Origin of the sequence: Arthrobacter sp. R4, assembly GCF_051365025.1 — a bacterium.
In the GTDB taxonomy this organism is placed as follows: domain Bacteria; phylum Actinomycetota; class Actinomycetes; order Actinomycetales; family Micrococcaceae; genus Arthrobacter.
The window spans coordinates 59,435-80,022 of the sequence record NZ_JBLWIJ010000022.1; the positions used below are offsets into that span (position 1 = coordinate 59,435).

A 20,588-nucleotide genomic window follows, 5' to 3' on the forward strand; every position below is an offset into this window, starting at 1 on the left:
CACGCCCCAGCACGGCCCGCTGACTAAGCACGTCCGGCGGGTTTGATCCACTAGCACTTTCGGAGATCCTCTTGTCAGATCACAATGCCCCCGGCAGCCATAAAGTTCCGGCCGGGGGATCCGCCACGGGGCGGTTCAGGCCAACGTCCGTTTCCGCAGTGAGCCTGGCGGGCATCGGCGAATCCATCGGTGTGTCCGTTCCGGGCCCGTCGGCGTCGGTGACCATCACCGGGATCTCCTTGAACTCGCGCACCATTGAGCCGGGAGACCTCTACGTCGCGCTCCCGGGAGCCTCGCGGCACGGAGCGGACTTCGCAGCCCAGGCAATAGGCGCCGGGGCGGCGGCGGTGTTGACGGACGACGCCGGTGCTCGCCTCCTGGCGCTGTCGGCAGACACCTCCGTGCCGGTGTTGGTGGTTGAGAGCCCGCGGAACGTGGTGGGACCGCTTTCGGCCATGATCTACCGCAGCCAGCCTGCCGATGGCGGCACGCCGACGCTGTTCGGCGTCACAGGGACCAACGGAAAAACGACCACGACCTATTTCATCAACGCGCTGCTTCGTTCCCTTGGCCTCAAGACAGGCCTTATCGGGACTATTGAAATTAAGGCAGGCGGCGATGCCATTCCCAGCCTGCTGACCACGCCCGAGTCAACGGATGTCCACGCCTTGCTGGCATTGATGCGGGAGCGGGGGCTGGACGCCGCCTCCATGGAGGTCTCCTCCCACGCGGTCTCGTTCCAGCGCGTGGACGGAGTGGTCTTCGACGTGGCGGGCTTCACCAACCTCACGCAGGACCACCTGGACCTGCACGGAACCATGGATGACTACTTCCAGACCAAGGCGGAACTCTTTACTCCCCGGCGCGCCCGCCGTGCCGTGGTAACGGTCGACGACGACTGGGGCCGCCGGCTCGCCGACGCCGCCGAGATCCCTGTCACCACCCTCGCGGCCACACCGGCAGGGACTCCTGCCGACTGGACGGTTACGTCGGCTACGGCGCGTGGATTGGGAACGGATTTCACATTGACGGGCCCGGGTGGCGCCTCGTTGAGGGTCCACACGGGGCTCCCTGGCAGCTTCAACGTGGCCAATGCCGCGCTGGCAGCCGTGATGGTCCTGGCCAGTGGAGTGGGCGTGGCGGCAGTACAGGCCGCCCTGGATGAGCACGATCCCTTCACTGTCGCCGTTCCGGGCCGCATGCAGTTGGTTTCCGAGGCGCCCGCCGCAGTGGTTGATTTTGCCCACAATACGGACGCTCTGGCCAGGGCGCTGGAAGCCGTCCGGTCACCGCAGCCAGGGTCCAGGCTGATTGTGGTGTTTGGGGCAACCGGGCAGCGGGACCAAGGGAAACGTCCTGCAATGGGAGCCATCGCGGCGACTCTTGCCGACACCGTCATTGTCACCGATGACGACCCCCATGACGAGGACGCTGCCGCGATCCGCGCCGACGTGCTGGCGGGAGCGCTGGAAGCGCAGCAGCGGGGTTCGCTTGAGTGCCGCATCCTGGAAGTCTTCCCGCGCGATGAAGCCATCCGCAAGGCCGTTGAACTCGCCGGACCCCAGGACACTATTCTCGTGGCTGGCCGCGGCCACGAAGTCTGGCAGGAAGTGAAAGGCGTCAACGTTGCCCTGGACGACAGGGTGGAACTCCGCGACGCCTTGACAGCCAAGGGATTCACCGTTCTCCAAGACGACCGGATAGAGTCCTAGACCGAGATGATTGCATTTACTGCGGCGGAAATCGCCGAAATCACAAACGGGCGCCTGGACGCCGATCCGGAGATCACGCCTCTTTCGGTGGTCACGGATTCCCGCGAAGCCACGCCCGGATCGCTGTACGTCGCGAAACCGGGAGAGTATGCGGACGGCCACGACTTCGTTGGCGCCGCCTTTGGCAACGGTTCAACGCTGGCGCTCATGGAACGGCCGGTTGCCGGCCCGGACGGCGAGAACTACCCCGCAGTGGTGGTCGAGGATGCCGTGCTGGCCATGGGCGCCCTCGCCGCGGAGGCGGTACGCCGCATTCGTGCAGCCCGCCAGGCAGCCGGTCAACAGTTCACGGTTGTGGGCATCACGGGATCGGCAGGCAAGACCACCACCAAGGACCTCCTCGCCGGCGTCCTGGCCACCCAGGGAGCCACCGTTGCGCCACAGGGCTCCTACAACGGTGAGATCGGTGTCCCGCTGACGGTCTTCAGCGCGGACAGCAGCACCCGGTACCTGGTCATTGAAATGGGAGCAACGGGCATCGGCCACATCCGCTACCTGGCAGACATGGTCAAGCCCGACATCGGCGTAGTACTCGGCGTGGGGACCGCCCACGCCGGTGAATTCGGGGGAGTCGGGAACATCGCCCGGGCCAAGGGTGAACTGGTCGAAGGACTTTCCGCCACCGGTACCGCGATCCTCAACCTCGACGATGAACGCGTCGCCGCCATGCGGGACCGTACCCAGGCCACAGTGCTCGGATTCTCCGCTGAAGGCCGCACTGGCGCCGGAGTCCAGGCAGTCAAGCCGGACACCAACCCTGCCGGAAACCCTGAGTTTGACCTCGTCCTGCCGTCGGGCGAACCGGACCTGCACGTGAGCAGCAAACTGATCGGGTCCCATCACGTGGGCAACCTGCTCGCCGCAGCTGCGGCCTCACACGCCGCCGGTGTCGCCGGACGGGACATCGCAGCCTCACTCAGCACACAGACGGCAGCCAGCCGCTGGCGCATGGAACGTACCGAAAGGGCCGACGGCGTCACCATCATCAACGACGCCTACAATGCCAACCCGGAATCCATGCGGGCCGCCCTGCGGACCCTCGCCGACCTCGGCCGCGGCCGCCGTACCTGGGCTGTCCTGGGCGCCATGCTGGAACTCGGACCCGAATCCATCCGCGAACACACCGTGGTGGGCACCCAGGTAGTCCGGCTTAACATCTCCCGCCTGGTGGTGGTGGGCCGGGAGGCCCGTCCGCTCTACGTCTCCGCCGTGCAGGAGGGGTCCTGGGGCGATGAATGCAGCTTCGCCGAAACGATCGAGGACGCCTACGAACTGCTCAACGCCGAACTTGAACCCGGCGACCTCGTCCTGTTCAAGTCCTCCAACAGCGTTGGGCTGCGGCATTTAGGCGATCGGATAGCATTACCCCCACAAGCCCCCGTACCTGCCAGTGAAGGGAGCGAACAGCTGTGATTGCACTTTTGATCGGCGCTGGCCTTGCCCTATTGTGCGCCCTGGTGGGAACCCCGCTCTTTATCCGCCTGCTGGTCCGCAAAAGCTACGGCCAGTTCATCAGGGATGACGGACCGACGTCCCACCACACCAAGCGCGGGACGCCCACCATGGGTGGAACCGTGGTGGTGGCCGCCGTCCTGCTGAGTTATGGACTGACGCACTTGATCATGTGGATGATGAATCCGGCGTCTCCGGGTCCTTCAGCGTCGGCTTTGATCCTGCTGTTCCTCATGGTGGGGATGGGCCTGGTCGGCTTCCTCGATGACTTCATCAAGATCTCAAGACAGCGAAGCCTGGGGCTGAACGCCAAAGCCAAGCTCATCGGCCAGGGAACTGTGGGAGTCGCGTTCGCCATCCTTGCCCTGAATTTCCCGGATGCAGACGGCGTTACGCCCGCGTCCACCAAAATCTCGCTGGTCCGCGACCTTCCGTGGCTGGACCTGGCCTTCGGCGGTACCGTCCTGGGCGCCATACTTTTCGTCGTGTGGTCCAACCTGATTGTCACCGCGGCAACCAACGGGGTGAACCTGACGGACGGCCTGGACGGCCTCGCTGCAGGTGCATCCGTCATGGTTTTCGGCGCTTACACCCTGATGGGCATCTGGCAAAGCAACCAGGCCTGCGGCTCCCCGCGGGAAGCCGGCAGCGGCTGCTACTCGGTCCGCGACCCGCTCGACCTTGCCCTTCTGGCCGCCATCATGAGTGCCGCCCTCGTTGGATTCCTCTGGTGGAATACTTCCCCTGCCAAGCTTTTTATGGGAGACACCGGATCCCTCGCGATTGGCGGCGCAATCGCTGGTTTCGCCATCCTGTCCCGCACCGAACTGCTCCTGGGCATCATCGGCGGGCTTTTTGTCCTCATCACCCTGTCCGTCATCATCCAGGTGGGCTACTTCAAGGCCACCGGTGGTAAACGCTTCTTCAAGATGGCCCCGTTGCAGCACCACTTTGAGCTCAAGGGGTGGGCCGAGGTTACCGTGGTAGTCCGATTCTGGATCCTCGGAGGGCTTTTCGTAGCCGTTGGCCTGGGGATCTTCTACGCTGAATGGGTTGTGCTCCTGTGACAGTTTCCTCCCGCCTCACTCACCTCACCAGTTGGGACTCGGACTGGGCGGGCCTGCGCGTCGTGGTCACCGGCATCGGCGTGTCCGGCTTCGCCGCGGCCGATACCCTCATCGAACTGGGTGCCCGCGTCGTGGTGGTTGACGCAGCCACGTCCGAGACAGCAAAGGCCCAGGCTGAAACACTGAAGATCGTCGGTGCCGCCGACGTTCTCCTGGGGGATGAAGCGGTCAGCAGGATCCCGAAAATCGATGGGTCCCTGCCCGAGCTCATCGTGACGTCACCGGGCTGGCGCCCGGACCAAGCCCTCCTGGCATCAGCCGCACGCGCCCACATCCCCGTTTGGGGCGACGTCGAACTTGCCTGGCGGCTGCGCATCCGGGAAGGGCACAAGACAGCTGACTGGCTGACCATCACCGGAACAAACGGCAAAACCACCACGGTTGGCCTGACCGAAGCGATGCTGCAGGCCGCAGGACTGAAGGCCATCGCCGTCGGAAACGTCGGAACTCCCATCCTTGACGCCCTCCGCGATCCCGTTCAATACGACGTCTTCGCCGTCGAACTTTCCAGCTTCCAGCTGCACTGGGCTGAATCGCTTTCGCCCGTGGCAAGTGTGTGCCTGAACGTGGCTGAGGACCACGTGGACTGGCACGGATCGTACACGTCCTACCTCGCGGACAAGGCCAAAGTCTACGAACGCACCCAGAAGGCCTGCATATTCAACGCAGAGCAGATCGAGACCGAGCGGATGGTGGAGAACGCCGACGTCGTGGAAGGGTGCCGGGCCGTGGGCTTCACCACCCTTACCCCCGCGATCAGCATGCTGGGAGTGGTGGAGGGGCTCCTCGTTGACCGCGCCTTTATCCCCGAGCGCAAGGACAGTGCGGCTGAGCTCGCCTCAATGTCCGACCTCGGAGAATTCGCCCCGCGGCACATGGTGGCCAATGCCCTGGCCGCGGGAGCACTGGTGCGGGCCTACGGCGTTGACGCCAAGGCTGTCCGCCAAGGCATCCGTGACTACGTCCCTGGCAATCACCGGATCCAGCCGGTAGCCCGGCAGAACGGCGTCCTCTGGATCAACGACTCCAAAGCCACCAACCCGCACGCTGCGTCGGCGTCGCTGGCCACCTTCGAGAAGGTGGTCTGGATCGCCGGCGGCCTGTCCAAGGGCGTCAGCTACGACGACCTGGTCCGGGACCACGCAGCGCGGCTCAAGGCCGTGGTGCTGATCGGCACGGACACCGAGGCCCTGACTCAGGCCCTCGAACGACACGCACCGGATGTCCCGGTGATCGGACCGCCCGCGGGCGACACTGAAAAGATGCAGACTGCCGCAGAGGGCGGGGCCGTCGCAGGCAGCCCGTCGGACTCCGGCGGGACCGTGATGTCCCGCGCCGTTGCGGCAGCGGCTCAGCTTGCCGCGCCGGGTGACACCGTTCTGATGGCGCCGGCAGCTGCATCCATGGATCAGTTCTCTTCCTACGCTCACCGTGGCGACGCCTTTATCGAAGCTGTCCGCGAGCTGGTGGAAGGGCAGGCCCAGACCGGCGAGGAGTAACAATGGTCAGCACGCCCACCCGGCCGCCGGCAGCAACGCCGCGCCCGGGAAAAACCGCAGCTCCCGCCGGTTCCCGGCCCTCCTTGCCGGTGCGGATCCGCAACGGGTACCGCCGTTTCTGGTCAGCTCTGGAAGGGACCGGAACTTCTCGGAACGGTTCCACCTACTACCTCATCCTGGGCTCCACACTCGCCCTGACCGCCATCGGCATCATGATGGTGCTCTCTGCGTCCAGCGTGGAATCCATCGCGGCCGGCAAGTCCCCGTATGGTGACGCCCTGAAACAGGGCATGTTTGCCGCCATTGGAATCTTCACCATGTTCGTCCTGTCGCGCATCAACGTTGTCTGGCTGAAGCGCCTTGCCTGGCCCGGCCTGGGCATCGCACTGGTGCTCCTGGCACTGGTCCAGGTCATCGGCGATGAAGTCAACGGAAACAAGAACTGGATCGACATCGGCGGCATCACGTTCCAGCCGTCCGAGGCGTCGAAGCTGGCCCTGGCCCTGTGGATGGCCACAGTCCTGGCGAGGAAGGGCAAGCTCCTGCGCCGGTGGCAGCACGCGCTGATCCCCGCTGTTCCCGCGGCCGGCCTTGTCATCGGCCTCGTCGTCCTGGGAAATGACCTGGGCACCGCGATGATCATCATGATGATCACCGCGGCGGCGCTCTTTTTCGCCGGCGTGCCGTTGTATCTGTTCGGCTTCGCCGCGCTGATCGGCGCCGCGGGAACTGCCGCCATGGCTATCACGAGCTCCAACCGCATGTGCCGCATCACCTCCTGGTGGACGGGAAAGTCGTGTGCCGACGGCATCGATGCGAACTACCAGGCCACGAACGGGATCTACGGACTGGCGTCCGGCGGCTGGTTCGGCGTCGGACTTGGCCAAAGCAGACAGAAGTACAGCTGGATCCCGGAAGCCCACAACGACTTCATCTTCGCCATCATCGGTGAGGAGCTGGGGCTGGTGGGCACCGTCGTCGTCCTGGTCCTGTTCGCCATCCTGGGGGCGGCGATCTACCGCGTCGTGGTGGCGCAGGAGGACATGTTCCACCGGGTCCTGGCGGGCACCATCATGGTCTGGCTCCTCGGCCAGGCCACAGTCAACATGTCCGTGGTCACCGGGCTGATGCCCGTGATCGGCGTCCCTTTGCCGTTCATCTCCTACGGCGGCTCGGCACTCATGATGTCGCTGTGCGCCGTCGGCGTCGTGCTGTCACTCGCCAGGGAACAGATGGCCCCGGCAATACGGCCCAAGCGGATGCTGAAGTTCGGCAACAGGCCCTCCCGGGGATCCACCGGCCCAAAGAAAACCGCCAGAAAGCGTACCTAGCACCAGATGACTTCCCAAACTCTCTCCATCGTCCTGGCCGGAGGCGGTACTGCGGGGCACATCAGCCCCCTCCTTGCCATCGCCGCCGCCATCCGGACCGCCGCTCCTGAAGCCAGGCTCCTCGCCGTCGGAACACCGTCCGGCATGGAAACCCGGCTGGTGCCTGCTGCGGGACTGGAGCTTGCCACCATCGACCGTGTGCCGTTGCCGCGCAGGCCGTCCATGGACCTGCTCAGGCTGCCCGGCCGCCTGGCGGGGGCCATACAGCAAGCCGGCCGGATCCTGGATGAACATGACGCCGACGTGCTCGTCGGCGTGGGCGGGTACGTCTGCACTCCCATGTACCTGGCTGCCCGGCGCCGCCGGATCCCCATAGTGATCCATGAAGCAAACGCGCGTCCCGGCCTTGCCAACCGTGTCGGTGCCATGCTGACCAAGTACGTAGCCGTCGCCTTCGACGCCACGCGGCTGCGCCATGCCCGGCACGTCGGGATGCCCATGCGCACTGAGATTTCAGGCCTGGAACGGTCTGTGTCCCGGGCTGCTGCCCGCGAAGCCCTGGGCCTGCACCCGACGCAGCCTACGCTGATTGTTACCGGCGGTTCCTCAGGTGCCCAGAGCATCAACCGCACTGTCGCGGCCGCCGTCGGGGACCTGGCTGCTGCCGGCATCCAGACACTGCACATCACCGGACGCGGCAAGGCGGTGCTGGATGCCCACGGCGGCACGCTTACGGCCCCCGGCTACCGGCAGGTGGAGTACGTGGACGGCATGGAGTTGGCTTACGCCGCCGCCGACGTGCTCGTGGCCAGGTCCGGCGCCGCGACAGTCTGCGAAGCGGCCGCCGTGGGCGTGCCCGCCGTTTTTATCCCGCTGCCCATCGGCAACGGCGAACAGGCGCTCAACGCTGCGGGGCTGGTCAAAGCTGAGGGGGCGCTCCTCGTCCAGGACCGGGACTTCTCCGTCCAATGGGTCAGGGACCATCTCATCCCGCTGGTGACTGACCCGGCCCGGTTGGCCGCCATGGCCGCCAACTCCCAGCGCCTTGGAATCAGAAATGCCGACCAGCGTATGGCTGGTCTTGTCCTGGAAGCGGTATCCGAATGAGCCCTGCCAACATCCACAGCCAGGAATCCCTGGGGCGCGTCCACTTCATCGGGATCGGCGGTGTTGGGATGTCCGCCGTTGCCCGGATCATGGTTTCCCGCGGGCTGGTGGTCAGCGGATCCGACGCCAAGGACCTCCCGGTCATGGCCGACCTCGCGGCCGCAGGTGCCAGGGTAGCTGTGGGATACGATGCCGCGAACCTCGGTGACGCCCAGACCGTGGTGGCGGGCTCCGCCATCCGTGCAGACAACCCAGAACTGGTGGCTGCCCGAGAGGCGGGGCTGCCAGTGCTGCACCGGTCTGAGGCGCTGGCGGCCACCATGGGCGAGGACATTGTGGTCACGGTGGCAGGAACGCACGGCAAGTCCACCACGACGTCGATGGTCACTGTGCTGCTGCAGGGCGCCGGGCTGGATCCCTCGTTTGCAATCGGCGCCAACGTTCCTGCGCTCGGCGTCAACGCAGCACATGGCGCGTCCGGGATTTTTGTGGCCGAGGCCGACGAATCGGACGGCTCGTTCCTGAACTATCGGCCCCGGATAGCCGTCGTCACCAACGTGGAGCCGGACCACCTTGACCACTACGGAACCGCGGAGGCTGTCTACGCATCGTTTGACCAGTTCACGGAACTCCTGCCCGCGGACGGTGTCCTGGTCGCCTGCGCCGATGACGCCGGCGCCCTGGCCCTTGCACGCCGCACCCTTGAGCGCGGTAACACCCGCGTACTCCTGTACGGCACCTCGGATGAAGCGGACCTGGTGCTGCACGACGGCGGCCCGGGAGACGTTTCGGTGTCCACCACTGCAGGCCGCTTCGGCCTGCAACTGCAGGTTCCGGGCCGGCACAACGCCCTGAACGCCGCCGCCGCCTTTGCGGTGGCACTGGAACTGGGGGTTGAACCAGGCGCTGCCGCCGCGGCCCTGGGCAATTTTTCCGGCGCTTCACGCCGTTTTGAACTGAAAGGGGAGGCCGGCGGCGTCCGGGTCTTCGACGACTACGCCCACCACCCCACCGAAGTGCGTGCCGCCCTCGCTGCAGCCCGGTCAGTTGCCGGTGACCACCGGGTCCACGTCCTCTTCCAGCCGCACCTCTTTTCCCGGACCCGGGAGTTCGCCCGCGAGTTCGCCGAGGCCCTGAACCTGGCCGACACCGCCTTGGTCCTGGATATCTATCCGGCCCGCGAGGATCCTATCCCCGGGGTCACCAGCCAGTTGATCGCCGACCACCTTGGCGCCGGTGGACGCCTGGTGGATGGAAACGCCGCGGTAGCGGAAATTGTTGGCGCTGCGGACGCCGGCGACATTGTCCTGACCGCGGGAGCCGGCGACGTGACCGCCTACGGCCCGAAGATCGTGCAGGCACTGCGTGGCTAGTGCCCGGCGCCCCACCTACACCTCGCCGGGACGCGCCCAACAGGGGAGGAACAGGTCCGGTCATCCTTCCGGCGGCCCGTCCGGAACGCCCGCGCCCGGCCTGGCGGAGGAGCCGGAGGTCATCTCCGCTTCCAAGACTGCTCCCGGGCCGGAGGTGGCCCCGGCAAGGGCCAAACAGCCCAAGGGCGCCACATCCAAGGAAAAGCAGGGCAAGGAAGGGCAGTCCAGCGGGGCAGCTGCAGGCGCGAACGTCCTGGCTTTCCCGGAGCCCAAAGGCAGGCGGCTGAAGCGAAACATCATCATCGCGGCCGGCACCCTTGCCGCGGTGGTAGCAGGGATCCTCGCAGCAGCCATTTTTTCGCCGCTGCTGGCGGTCAGCACCATCTCCGTATCCGGCACCAGGCTCCTGACTGCTGACCAGGTCCAGGCCGCCCTGGAACCACTGAAGGGCAAACCCCTGCCGCAAATCACCGACGAGGAAGTGGACCGGCTCCTGGAACCACTCATCCAGATCAAATCCGTGAGAACGCAGGCACGGCCTCCGTCCGACCTTGTTGTCGAAGTCCGGGAACGCGTCCCGGTGGCCCTGGTGAAGCAGGGGGAGCAGTACCAGCAAGTCGACGTTGACGGTGTGCAGCTGGCGGCCACTACGGATCCAGCCTCCGTGGCGCTGCCCGTGATCGACGGCGGCGCAGGCACCATCGGCAAGGATCTGTTCCAGGCGACGGCGGCGGTCCTTGGCGCCCTTCCTCCCGAGGTCCTGGCGAAGCTGTCCAATGCCTCAGCACAGTCTGTCGATGCCGTGGAACTCAAGCTCGTGGACGGGCAGACCATCGTCTGGGGCAACGCGTCGGAGAGGGAACTCAAAGCCAAGGTCCTGGAGGCATTGCTGAAGGTTCCCGCCGATCCGAAGAACCCCGTGCGTGTCTATGACGTCAGCGTGCCCAGGCATCCTGTGACGCGCTAAATCTCTGTATTTCCCGGGAATAGCACGACACGCGGCCTGCGGTTATTGAATGTGCGAACCATAGGAAATACCGTCACAGACATGAGTTACTTGACATAACTATAACCTTCAACTCGAAGGTTAAGGTTCAAAGCTTCAAGCTCGACTCCATCAGTTTTCGCAATAGGACACGAACAAGGGACACGTAACGTGGCAGCTCCGCAGAATTACTTGGCCGTCATCAAGGTCGTCGGCATCGGCGGCGGTGGCGTGAACGCAGTCAACCGCATGATCGAAGTCGGTCTTCGCGGTGTCGAATTCATCGCAATCAACACCGATGCCCAGGCCCTGCTGATGAGCGATGCCGACGTCAAGCTTGACGTTGGGCGGGAGCTGACACGCGGGCTCGGCGCAGGCGCCAACCCGGAGGTGGGCAAGCAGGCAGCGGAGGACCACGCGGACGAGATCGAAGAGGTCATCCGCGGCGCAGACATGGTCTTCGTGACCGCCGGTGAAGGCGGCGGAACGGGTACTGGCGGCGCTCCCGTCGTGGCACGTATCGCACGTTCGCTCGGCGCGCTGACCATCGGCGTAGTCACCCGCCCGTTTACCTTCGAAGGCCGGCGCCGTGCCGGCTCTGCCGAGGCGGGCATCGACGCCCTCCGCGACGAAGTGGACACCCTGATCGTCATCCCGAACGACAGGCTCCTGTCCATCAGCGACCGCAACGTCTCCGTCCTGGACGCTTTCCGCTCTGCTGACCAGGTCCTGCTGTCCGGTGTCCAGGGCATCACTGACCTCATCACCACGCCCGGCCTGATCAACCTTGACTTCGCGGACGTGAAGTCCGTCATGCAGGGCGCAGGCTCGGCACTGATGGGCATCGGTTCAGCCCGCGGTGAGGACCGTGCCGTGAAGGCTGCGGAACTTGCTATCGCCTCGCCGCTGCTTGAGGCCTCCATCGACGGCGCCCACGGTGTCCTGCTGTCCATCCAGGGCGGCTCCGACCTCGGCCTCTTCGAGATCAACGAAGCGGCGCGGCTGGTCCAGGAAGTGGCCCACCCGGAAGCGAACATCATCTTCGGCGCGGTCATCGACGACGCCCTCGGCGACGAGGCCCGCGTGACCGTCATTGCCGCGGGCTTCGACGACGTCAAGGCAACCTCGCCGTCCATGGACCAGTCCCAGCCCCAGGTAGCCCCCCAGCGCCCCGCCGCGCCCGCGCCCGCCCCGGCCCAGGCCCCGTCGGGCGGAAGCCACCAGATGAACGTACAGCCGGTCCACGCCGGAGTCGGCGCGTCCGGCCTGAGCAACTGGGGCCAGCAGCGCCCGTCGGCGGTGCCCGCGGACTCCGGTTTCGACGTCGACCTTCCCTCGGTCGTGGAGCCGGACCTCTCCGGCAGCCGCTCCGATGACCTGGATGTCCCCGACTTCCTGAAGTAGGGCGCAGCTTGTTCCTTTGGAAGACGGAAGTCCTCCCCGGTGTGACCGTGGCATTCACGGACACACGCGCCGGCAACCTGGCGTTGCATGTGGGGGACAACGCGGACGATGTCCGGATACGCAGGGCAGAACTGGAGCTCAATGCGGCCATGGTGCCGGGTTCCCTGCGGTTCATGAACCAGGTGCATGGAACTGCCGTGGCGGTCATGGAGGCCGGCAGTGCCGATCCTGAGGCAGATGCCATGGTTTCCAGGGGCGTGCCGCTGGCGGTCATGGTGGCTGATTGCATCCCCGCGGTGCTGGTCGGCCAAGCCCCTGGCGGCCCTGTGCTTGGTGCTGTCCACGCCGGCCGGCCGGGTCTGGCGGCGGGGGTCATTCCCGCCGCGGTCGAACGCATGCGGGCCATGGGGGCCGTCAACATCCAGGCATGGCTCGGTCCGTCAATTTGCGGCAGCTGCTACGAGGTTCCGGCCGGGCTGCGGGCCGACGTAGCGGCAGCAGTTCCTGCGGCGTGGTCCACCACCAGCTGGGGGACTCCCGGCCTTGACCTTCCTGCCGGCGCGCGGAGCCAGCTGGAGGCGGCAGGCGTGGACGTCATGTACTGCGGGCCTTGCACGCTTGAGAACCAGGATCTATTCTCCTACCGCCGTAACAAAGACACTGGCCGGTTTGCCGGATTGGTCTGGACGCATGACTGACGCCACGAACCCTGCAGCGCGCACTGCCGAATTGGAAAATGGCCTGGCCGCAGTGAGGAGCCGCATCGTCGCTGCCACAAAGGCATCAGGCCGGGCGGATGAGCCGGCGCTAATCGTCGTCACCAAGTTCCACCCGGCGGACGACATCCGCCGGCTCGCCGCCCTGGGCGTCAAGGACGTCGGAGAGAACAGGGATCAGGAGGCGTCGGCGAAAGCTGAAGCCCTGCACGACCTCGGGCTCAACTGGCATTTTGTGGGCCAACTCCAAAGCAAAAAAGCCAAATCCGTTGTCCGCTATGCCCATGCCGTCCACTCCGTGGACCGGCCGCAGCTCGTTGACGGGCTCGCCCGGGCCATGGCCACCGAACAGGACCGGTCAGGGCGGGCTGCGCTGGAATGCTTCATCCAAGTCAGCCTCGACGACGACGCCGGTGCACACCGCGGCGGGGCCGCTCCCGCCGAGGTCCCGTCCCTCGCAGAGCAACTGGCCTCCGCCGGCGGGCTGGTCCTGGCCGGCGTCATGGCTGTGGCGCCACTGGGGTCCCCGCCGGAAGCGGCCTTCGAGAAGCTAGCCGCCATCTCTGCCAGGCTCACCGCGGACCATCCGGGCGCCACGGGCATTTCGGCCGGTATGAGCCAGGACCTCGAGGTGGCCATCCGCTTCGGAGCGACACACCTGCGGATCGGTTCGGATATTCTCGGATCGCGTCCCGCCGTGGGGTAGCGTCAAAGCATTGGAAGTGAATGGCGGGGATTTCCAGTGCTGTCAAATCATTGGTCGGCCCGCCTACGGACACGATTAGGAGTCGACCATGGCCGGCGCTCTGCGCAAGACAATGATCTATCTTGGGCTCGCCGATGGCGATGAACATTACGAGTCCGAGCACCACACCACACGTAAGGATGAGGACGAATCCATGGAAGTTGACCGCGAGGAACGCCGTGCACCCGCACCCGTCCGCGAGGTCAGCCGTGAGGCGTCCTATGTCCCCGAAGAGGAATACCGCGCACCAGTGACCCCCATCAAGCGTGCGGCATCCAGCCGCGAAGAGTCTTCCGGCCTCCGGCAGATCACCACCATCCACCCGCGCTCCTACAACGACGCGAAGCTTATCGGCGAGAGTTTCCGTGACGGCATCCCGGTCATCATGAATGTCACCGACATGGGCGAGGCCGATGCCAAGCGCCTTGTGGACTTTTCCGCAGGGCTCGTGTTCGGACTCCGGGGCAGCATCGAGCGTGTCACCAACAAGGTCTTCCTCCTGTCGCCGTCGTACATCGAGGTCATCGGCGATGACAAGAAGGTCAGCGAGACCCAGGCGAGCTTCTTCAATCAAAGCTAGCCATTAGGCTCATTGTGGATGCCAGGCAGGTGGACCTGTCTGGCATCTGTGCTGAAATAGATAAGAAACATTGGCAGGACGCTGCGGTATCCGGAATGGACATGGAGATATGAGTTAAGTCATGGGAATTGTTTTCGGACTTGTCTATATCGCCCTTTTACTGTTCCTTGTGGCACTCATCGTGCGGCTGGTGTTCGACTGGGTCCAGATGTTTGCCCGGGAGTGGCGCCCCCGTGGGCCGGCCCTCGTGGTGGCCCACGCAGTGTATTCGGTCACGGACCCGCCACTGAAGGTCCTGCGGAGACTGATCCCGCCTCTGCGGCTTGGCGGCATCAGCCTGGACCTGGGGTTCCTGATTTTGTTCATCGCTGTCAGCGTGGCGATGGGTATCACCAGGAGTTTCGCGTAAATTTCCATTAGACCTAGCTGTTCAGGCTCAGATCCGCAGGGAACTGTCACTTGCAACGCGAAGAAACTCCGGTTTGACACCACGGTGTTGAATTAGAGGAACCAGTCCATATTTAGGTACCGTAGTTTTGACGGCCGGAAGGCCACTGACTAACTAGACCAGTGAGGTGACCAGATGGCTTTGACGCCAGAAGACGTTGTCAACAAGCGCTTTCAGCCGACCAAGTTCCGCGAAGGCTACGACCAGGATGAAGTAGATGACTTCCTGGACGAAATCGTCGTTGAACTCCGGCGCCTGAACCAGGAGAACGACGAGCTGCGCAAGAAGCTCGCCGAGGGCGGTTCGGCCGTTCCTGCCAGCTCCGCCGCTGCGGCACCGGTGGTCGAGAAGGTCCCCGCGCCCGTCAAGGCCGAGAAGGACGACTCCCGCGCCAAGGCCGAGGCAGACGCCAAAGCCGCCGAAGCAAGCAAGAAGAAGGAAGCTGAGCAGGCTGCTCCGGCTGCTGCTGTTGCAGCTGCCGCTCCTTCCCAGGCTGCCGGCAGCACAGTTTCTGCCGAATCGGCTGCCGGACTGCTGGCCATGGCGCAGCAGATGCATGACCGCCACGTCGCTGATGGCCAGGCCCAGAAGGACAAGATCATTGCTGAGGCGCAGATCGAAGCCAGCAGCCTCGTCAACGACGCTCAGGAGAAGTCCCGCAAGATCCTCGGTGCCCTCGAGCAGCAGCGCTCTGTGCTCGAACGCAAGGTGGAGCAGCTGCGTGGCTTCGAGCGCGACTACCGCTCACGCCTGAAGGCCTACATCGAAGGCCAGCTGCGCGACCTTGACGCCCGTGGCTCCGTGGCCGCACCCGAGGTCGAAGCCAACTAGCAAGGTCGAACCAAACTCGATAGTTAAGCACGTATTCTGAAAGCCGGTGGCTGAGGATTCCTCGGCCGCCGGCTTTTGTGATTAACATCGGTATCCGAATGAAAGCACCATGACAGACGAACTTGCCGCTGACGCTGCACTCCCTCTTCCGCCCACGCCGCGGCGCCCCCGCCGCCGGATCCTGCTGTCCCTTTTTGCTGGATTCGCGGTCTTCGCCTACGCCCTGGACCAGCTGACCAAACTCTGGGTTACTTCCAGCATGGTTGAGGGCGAACGCATCCCTGTCCTGCCGCCAGTGCTGCACTGGTACTTCATCCGGAACTCCGGCGCCGCCTTCTCCATTGGAGAAAACGTCACGTGGGTGTTTTCGATCATCATGGCGGCGGTTTCCATTGCCATCCTGTTCCAGGTGCGCAAGCTTGGGTCCGCCTGGTGGTCGCTGGCCTTGGGCCTACTCCTGGGCGGTGCACTGGGCAACCTCACGGACCGGCTGTTCCGCGAGCCTTCGTTCGGGATGGGGCACGTGGTGGACTTCATCCAGCTCCCCAATTTTGCCATTTTCAACATTGCCGATTCCGCTGTGGTCTCGGCAGTGGCCATTATTTGCATTCTGACGCTCCGCGGGATCTCCCTGGACGGGTCCCGGCATGTGGCGCCTCCGCGGGAGAAGGCCACGCCAAAGGAAGAACCCGGCGATGCCTGAGCGCATTGTGGTGGCCGATGAATTCGGCGGAACACGGGCGGACGCAGGACTGGCAAAGCTCATGGGCATTTCACGCTCCCTGGCCGCGACGCTTATTGCCGAAGGCAACGTCATCAGCCGGGGCAAAGCGGTAGGCAAGTCAGCAAAGCTGATTGCAGGGGACGTCCTTGACGTCACGGTGCCCGAACGGCGGGACCCGCTCGAAGTGGTGGAGGAAGTTGTGGAAGGCCTGAAGATCCTGCTCGATGATGACGATTTCGTCGTCGTCGACAAGCCCGTGGGTGTTGCTGCCCATCCATCACCGGGCTGGGTCGGGCCCACCGTAGTGGGCGGCCTCGCAGGAGCCGGGTACCGCATCTCCACCTCCGGTTCCCCCGAACGTGCAGGCATCGTCCACCGGCTCGACGTCGGCACGTCCGGTGTGATGGTCGTGGCGAAGACCGAGCGCGCCTACACGGCCCTGAAGAGGGCGTTCAAGGAGCGCAGCGTGGACAAGGTCTACCACGCGGTGGTCCAGGGCCTGCCGGACCCCTTGGAGGGCACCATCGACGCGCCGATCGGGCGCCATCCGGGCCATGACTGGCGCTTTGCCGTGATCGAGGACGGCAGGCCTTCAATTACCCATTACGAGGTATTAGAGGCCTTCGGCAAGGCCACACTGGTGGAAGTTCATCTTGAAACTGGCCGCACGCACCAGATACGCGTCCACTTTTCCGCCCTCCGGCACCCCTGTGCCGGTGACCTAACGTACGGTGCGGACCCGCGGCTCGCCGCCACGCTGGGCCTCACGCGGCAGTGGCTGCACGCCCGCCAGCTCGGCTTCGACCACCCGGTGACGGGGGACAGGGTCACCGTCACCAGCGAGTACCCGCAGGATCTCTCCTTTGCCCTGGAAGTGCTCGAATCCGGGCAGGCCTGACCACTCCGGAGCCGGGCGGCGCATAGAATAGTGCGGTGACTTCCAGCAATGCCTCGTTCGTCCACCTGCACAACCACACCGAGTACTCCATGTTGGACGGCGCCGCCCGCTTGGGGGAGCTTTTCGACGAGACTGAACGCTTGGGCATGCCTGCCCTCGCCACCACCGACCACGGGTACCTGTTCGGCGCCTTCGACTTCTGGAAACGCGCCACGGACCAGGGCATCAAGCCCATTATCGGCGTAGAGGCCTACGTAACACCGGGGACGGCACGGACGGATAAGAGCCGTGTCCGCTGGGGCGAGGAACATCAGCGCAAGGATGACATCTCGGGCGGTGGGTCATACACCCATATGACGCTGCTGAGTTACAACAACGCAGGCATGCGCAACCTCTTCCGGGCCTCATCCATCGCTTCCCTGGACGCCGTGTTCGGGAAGTGGCCGCGGCTGGACCGCGAACTCCTGAACACGTATTCGGAAGGCCTGATCGCCACCACCGGCTGCCCGTCGGGAGAAGTCCAGACCCGTCTGCGGCTGGGCCAGTACCGTGAGGCCCTGGAAGCAGCCTCCGAGTTTCGCGACATCTTCGGGGCGGAAAACTACTTCTGCGAACTGATGGACCATGGACTCGACATCGAGCGCCGGGTTACCGGGGACCTGCTGCGGCTCGCCAAGGAACTGAAGCTGCCGCTGGTGGCAACCAACGACCTGCACTATACGCACGAGCACGACGCCAAGGCCCACGAGGCACTGCTGGCCATCCAGTCGGGTTCCACCCTGCTGGAACCCACCTATGACAACGGCGGCTCCCGGTTCGCGTTCTCCGGCAGCGGCTACTACCTCAAATCGCCCCAGGAAATGCGTGAACTGTTCAGGGACCACCCGGACGCGTGTGACAATACCCTGCTGATCGCCGAACGCTGCGAAGTTTCGTTCAATACCGGGGCCAACTACATGCCGCGGTTCCCCTGCCCGCCGGGCGAGGACGAGACGTCCTGGCTGGTCAAGGAAGTTGCCGCCGGGCTGGAGTACCGTTACCCCGGCGGTGTCCCGGACAAGGTCCGCACCCAGGCTGACTACGAGCTGGAGGTCATCACCTCCATGGGGTTCCCCGGGTACTTCCTGGTGGTGGCTGACTTCATCAACTGGGCGAAGAACAACGGCATCCGCGTGGGACCCGGACGTGGTTCCGGCGCCGGTTCGATGGTGGCCTACGCCATGCGCATCACGGACCTCGACCCGCTGCACCACGGCCTGATTTTCGAGCGCTTCCTCAACCCCGACCGTGTTTCCATGCCTGACTTCGACGTCGACTTCGATGACCGTCGCCGCTCTGAGGTCATCGACTACGTGACCCGCAAATACGGCGACGAGCGCGTGGCCATGATCGTTACCTACGGCACCATCAAAACCAAGCAGGCGCTGAAAGACTCCTCGCGTGTGCTCGGCTACCCATTCAGCATGGGGGAGCAGCTGACCAAGGCGCTCCCGCCGGCCGTCATGGCCAAGGACATTCCGCTGGCGGACATCCAGAACAAGGACTCCAAGCGCTATAGCGAGGCCGGTGACTTCCGGCAGCTGATCGCCACGGACCCCGAGGCCGCCAAGGTCTTCGAAACGGCGCTGGGCATCGAGGGGCTGAAACGGCAGTGGGGTGTGCACGCTGCCGGCGTCATCATGTCCTCGGACCCCATCATCGATGTCATCCCCATCATGAGGCGCATCCAGGACGGCCAGGTGATCACGCAGTTCGATTACCCCACCTGCGAAGGCCTGGGCCTGATCAAGATGGACTTCCTGGGCCTGCGGAACCTCACGATCATTTCCGACGCCCTGGAGAACATCAAGCTCAACCGGGGCCACGAACTGGACCTCGACAGCCTTGCCCTTGACGACGCCGCCTCCTACGAGCTGCTGGCCAGGGGTGACACATTGGGCGTATTCCAGCTCGATGGCGGTCCCATGCGGTCCCTGCTCAAGCTGATGAAGCCTGACAACTTCGAAGACATCTCCGCCGTCCTGGCCCTCTACCGGCCGGGGCCGATGGGCGCCAACGCGCACACCGACTACGCGCTGCGCAAGAACGGGATCCAGGAAGTCATTCCGATCCACCCTGAGCTCAAGGAACCGCTCGCCGAAATCCTCGGCGGGACCTACGGCCTGATCGTGTACCAGGAACAGGTTATGGCCGTCGCGCAGAAGCTGGCCGGATATTCCCTCGGCCAGGCCGACATCCTCCGCCGCGCCATGGGCAAAAAGAAGAAATCAGAACTGGACAAACAGTTTGCCGGCTTCTCGCAGGGCATGCAGGACAACGGCTACTCCATGGAGGCCGTCAAGACCCTCTGGGACATCCTGCTGCCGTTCTCCGACTACGCATTCAACAAGGCACACTCGGCCGCCTACGGTGTCATTTCGTACTGGACCGCCTACCTGAAGGCCCACTACGCGCCGGAGTACATGGCAGCCTTGCTGACGTCAGTGGGAGACGACAAGGACAAGTCCGCGATCTACCTCAACGAGTGCCGCCGCATGGGCATAACCGTTCTTCCGCCCGACGTCAACGAGTCCTCGCTGAACTTCACGCCGGTGGGGAACGATATCCGTTTCGGCATGGGTGCCATCCGAAACGTCGGATCCAACGTGGTCCAGGCCATGGTGGCCGCCCGGGAGAGCGAGGGCGCATATTCCTCCTTCAAGGACTTCCTGATGAAAGTCCCTGCCGTGGTCTGCAACAAGCGGACCATCGAATCCCTGATCAAAGCCGGCGCATTCGACTCCCTCAACCACCACCGCCGCGCCCTGGTGATGATTCACGAAGAGGCCATCGATTCGGTCATCACCCTCAAACGGAACGAGGCAATCGGCCAGTTCGACCTCTTCGCCGGGTTTGAAGAGGCCGAATCGGAGGCGTCCCTGAGCATCGAGATCCCGGAACTTCCCGAGTGGGAGAAGAAGGACAAGCTGTCGTTTGAACGGGACATGCTGGGACTCTATGTCTCAGACCACCCACTGCAGGGCCTGGAAGGGGTACTCAGCCAGCACGCGGACCAGTCCATCACCTCGATTATTGCCGAAGACGGTCCGAACGACGGCGCCATCATCACCATCTCCGGGATGATCACCTCGCTGAGCCGCCGCATCGCCAAGGCCAGCGGCAACGCCTACGCACGTGCCGAGATCGAGGACCTTGGCGGCTCCATGGAGGTCATGTTCTTCGGGCAGGTATATGGTCCCATCGCCTCAGTCCTCGCCGAGGACCTGATCGTTGTGGTTAAAGGCAGGCTGCAGCGGCGCGACGACGGCGCCGTGACACTGAACTGCATGGAACTCTCCGTTCCCGACCTCAGCGAGGGCACCAACGGTCCGCTGCTGATCTCCATGCCCACCCACAAGGCCACTGAAGCCGTGGTCACCGAACTCGGGGATGTCCTGCGCAACCATCGGGGAAACTCGGAGGTACGCGTCCACCTGCACGGCGACTCACGGGTGGAGGTGATGGGCCTGCCGGTCCATATGCGGGTGAATCCCAATCCCTCGCTGTTCGGCGACCTCAAGGTACTCCTCGGGCCGGCCTGCCTTGACGTCTAGCAC

At 64.5% G+C, this 20,588-nt stretch carries 17 protein-coding genes; all 17 read left to right on the top strand.

Annotated features, from left to right (window positions below):
* Nucleotides 1-71: 71 nt before the first annotated feature.
* The 17 genes from ACLKOZ_RS14335 (at nucleotide 72) to dnaE (ending at nucleotide 20,585) form a co-directional block, all read left to right on the top strand.
* Complete coding sequence (locus ACLKOZ_RS14335; protein WP_436475917.1) at nucleotides 72-1,712, top strand: UDP-N-acetylmuramoyl-L-alanyl-D-glutamate--2,6-diaminopimelate ligase; 1,641 nt, start codon at nucleotides 72-74, stop codon at nucleotides 1,710-1,712.
* A 6-nt stretch (nucleotides 1,713-1,718) separates the two neighbouring features.
* Nucleotides 1,719-3,185 (top strand): UDP-N-acetylmuramoyl-tripeptide--D-alanyl-D-alanine ligase, encoded by a 1,467-nt coding sequence (locus ACLKOZ_RS14340; RefSeq protein WP_436475919.1) that lies wholly within the window; start codon nucleotides 1,719-1,721, stop codon nucleotides 3,183-3,185.
* On the top strand, nucleotides 3,182-4,291 hold the full coding sequence (gene mraY / locus ACLKOZ_RS14345) for a phospho-N-acetylmuramoyl-pentapeptide-transferase (RefSeq protein WP_337347746.1): 1,110 nt from the start codon (nucleotides 3,182-3,184) through the stop codon (nucleotides 4,289-4,291). The genes ACLKOZ_RS14340 and mraY overlap by 4 nt, the downstream gene beginning before the upstream one ends.
* The gene (gene murD / locus ACLKOZ_RS14350; protein ID WP_436475922.1) at nucleotides 4,273-5,850 is read left to right on the top strand and encodes a UDP-N-acetylmuramoyl-L-alanine--D-glutamate ligase; all 1,578 of its coding nucleotides are present in this window, start codon (nucleotides 4,273-4,275) and stop codon (nucleotides 5,848-5,850) included. Before mraY ends, murD begins: the two co-directional genes overlap by 19 nt.
* Nucleotides 5,851-5,852: 2 nt before the next feature.
* A complete protein-coding gene (gene ftsW / locus ACLKOZ_RS14355) occupies nucleotides 5,853-7,181 on the top strand; it encodes a putative lipid II flippase FtsW (RefSeq protein WP_337347748.1) in 1,329 nt (442 codons plus the stop codon).
* A gap of 6 nt (nucleotides 7,182-7,187) precedes the next feature.
* Entirely contained in the window at nucleotides 7,188-8,288 is a 1,101-nt protein-coding gene (gene murG / locus ACLKOZ_RS14360; protein ID WP_436475924.1) for an undecaprenyldiphospho-muramoylpentapeptide beta-N-acetylglucosaminyltransferase, read from the top strand.
* On the top strand, nucleotides 8,285-9,661 hold the full coding sequence (murC, locus tag ACLKOZ_RS14365) for a UDP-N-acetylmuramate--L-alanine ligase (protein WP_436475926.1): 1,377 nt from the start codon (nucleotides 8,285-8,287) through the stop codon (nucleotides 9,659-9,661). Before murG ends, murC begins: the two co-directional genes overlap by 4 nt.
* Nucleotides 9,654-10,628 (top strand): cell division protein FtsQ/DivIB, encoded by a 975-nt coding sequence (locus ACLKOZ_RS14370; RefSeq protein WP_436475928.1) that lies wholly within the window; start codon nucleotides 9,654-9,656, stop codon nucleotides 10,626-10,628. The genes murC and ACLKOZ_RS14370 overlap by 8 nt, the downstream gene beginning before the upstream one ends.
* 189 nt (nucleotides 10,629-10,817) lie before the next feature.
* Entirely contained in the window at nucleotides 10,818-12,050 is a 1,233-nt protein-coding gene (ftsZ, locus tag ACLKOZ_RS14375; protein WP_066285766.1) for a cell division protein FtsZ, read from the top strand.
* 8 nt (nucleotides 12,051-12,058) lie between these two features.
* Nucleotides 12,059-12,748: a polyphenol oxidase family protein gene (locus ACLKOZ_RS14380; RefSeq protein WP_436475931.1), complete on the top strand. Its 690-nt coding sequence runs from the start codon at nucleotides 12,059-12,061 to the stop codon at nucleotides 12,746-12,748.
* Entirely contained in the window at nucleotides 12,741-13,472 is a 732-nt protein-coding gene (locus tag ACLKOZ_RS14385; protein ID WP_436475933.1) for a YggS family pyridoxal phosphate-dependent enzyme, read from the top strand. Before ACLKOZ_RS14380 ends, ACLKOZ_RS14385 begins: the two co-directional genes overlap by 8 nt.
* A gap of 88 nt (nucleotides 13,473-13,560) precedes the next feature.
* Nucleotides 13,561-14,091 (top strand): cell division protein SepF, encoded by a 531-nt coding sequence (locus tag ACLKOZ_RS14390; protein ID WP_337347754.1) that lies wholly within the window; start codon nucleotides 13,561-13,563, stop codon nucleotides 14,089-14,091.
* A gap of 121 nt (nucleotides 14,092-14,212) precedes the next feature.
* Nucleotides 14,213-14,500, top strand: coding sequence for a YggT family protein (locus ACLKOZ_RS14395; protein WP_337347755.1), 288 nt, complete (start codon nucleotides 14,213-14,215; stop codon nucleotides 14,498-14,500).
* Nucleotides 14,501-14,674: 174 nt separating this feature from the next.
* Nucleotides 14,675-15,370: a DivIVA domain-containing protein gene (locus tag ACLKOZ_RS14400; RefSeq protein WP_337347756.1), complete on the top strand. Its 696-nt coding sequence runs from the start codon at nucleotides 14,675-14,677 to the stop codon at nucleotides 15,368-15,370.
* Nucleotides 15,371-15,479: 109 nt separating this feature from the next.
* Nucleotides 15,480-16,073 carry a signal peptidase II gene (lspA, locus tag ACLKOZ_RS14405; RefSeq protein ID WP_436475936.1) on the top strand — a complete coding sequence of 198 codons (594 nt, stop codon included), beginning with the start codon at nucleotides 15,480-15,482 and terminating at the stop codon, nucleotides 16,071-16,073.
* The gene (locus ACLKOZ_RS14410; protein WP_436475938.1) at nucleotides 16,066-16,992 is read left to right on the top strand and encodes an RluA family pseudouridine synthase; all 927 of its coding nucleotides are present in this window, start codon (nucleotides 16,066-16,068) and stop codon (nucleotides 16,990-16,992) included. The genes lspA and ACLKOZ_RS14410 overlap by 8 nt, the downstream gene beginning before the upstream one ends.
* Nucleotides 16,993-17,027: 35 nt before the next feature.
* A complete protein-coding gene (gene dnaE, locus ACLKOZ_RS14415; protein WP_436475940.1) occupies nucleotides 17,028-20,585 on the top strand; it encodes a DNA polymerase III subunit alpha in 3,558 nt (1,185 codons plus the stop codon).
* Nucleotides 20,586-20,588: the final 3 nt, after the last annotated feature.

Excerpts from the sequence above, each read along its gene's own strand:
- lspA (WP_436475936.1), top strand. The coding sequence starts at position 15,480 with ATGACAGACGAACTTGCCGCTGACGCTGCACTCCCTCTTCCGCCCACG.
- ACLKOZ_RS14395 (WP_337347755.1), top strand. The coding sequence starts at position 14,213 with ATGGGAATTGTTTTCGGACTTGTCTATATCGCCCTTTTACTGTTCCTT.
- ACLKOZ_RS14400 (WP_337347756.1), top strand. The coding sequence starts at position 14,675 with ATGGCTTTGACGCCAGAAGACGTTGTCAACAAGCGCTTTCAGCCGACC.
- murC (WP_436475926.1), top strand. The coding sequence starts at position 8,285 with ATGAGCCCTGCCAACATCCACAGCCAGGAATCCCTGGGGCGCGTCCAC.
- ftsW (WP_337347748.1), top strand. The coding sequence starts at position 5,853 with ATGGTCAGCACGCCCACCCGGCCGCCGGCAGCAACGCCGCGCCCGGGA.
- ACLKOZ_RS14340 (WP_436475919.1), top strand. The coding sequence starts at position 1,719 with ATGATTGCATTTACTGCGGCGGAAATCGCCGAAATCACAAACGGGCGC.
- ACLKOZ_RS14385 (WP_436475933.1), top strand. The coding sequence starts at position 12,741 with ATGACTGACGCCACGAACCCTGCAGCGCGCACTGCCGAATTGGAAAAT.
- murG (WP_436475924.1), top strand. The coding sequence starts at position 7,188 with ATGACTTCCCAAACTCTCTCCATCGTCCTGGCCGGAGGCGGTACTGCG.
- ACLKOZ_RS14410 (WP_436475938.1), top strand. The coding sequence starts at position 16,066 with ATGCCTGAGCGCATTGTGGTGGCCGATGAATTCGGCGGAACACGGGCG.
- ACLKOZ_RS14390 (WP_337347754.1), top strand. The coding sequence starts at position 13,561 with ATGGCCGGCGCTCTGCGCAAGACAATGATCTATCTTGGGCTCGCCGAT.
- murD (WP_436475922.1), top strand. The coding sequence starts at position 4,273 with ATGGGTTGTGCTCCTGTGACAGTTTCCTCCCGCCTCACTCACCTCACC.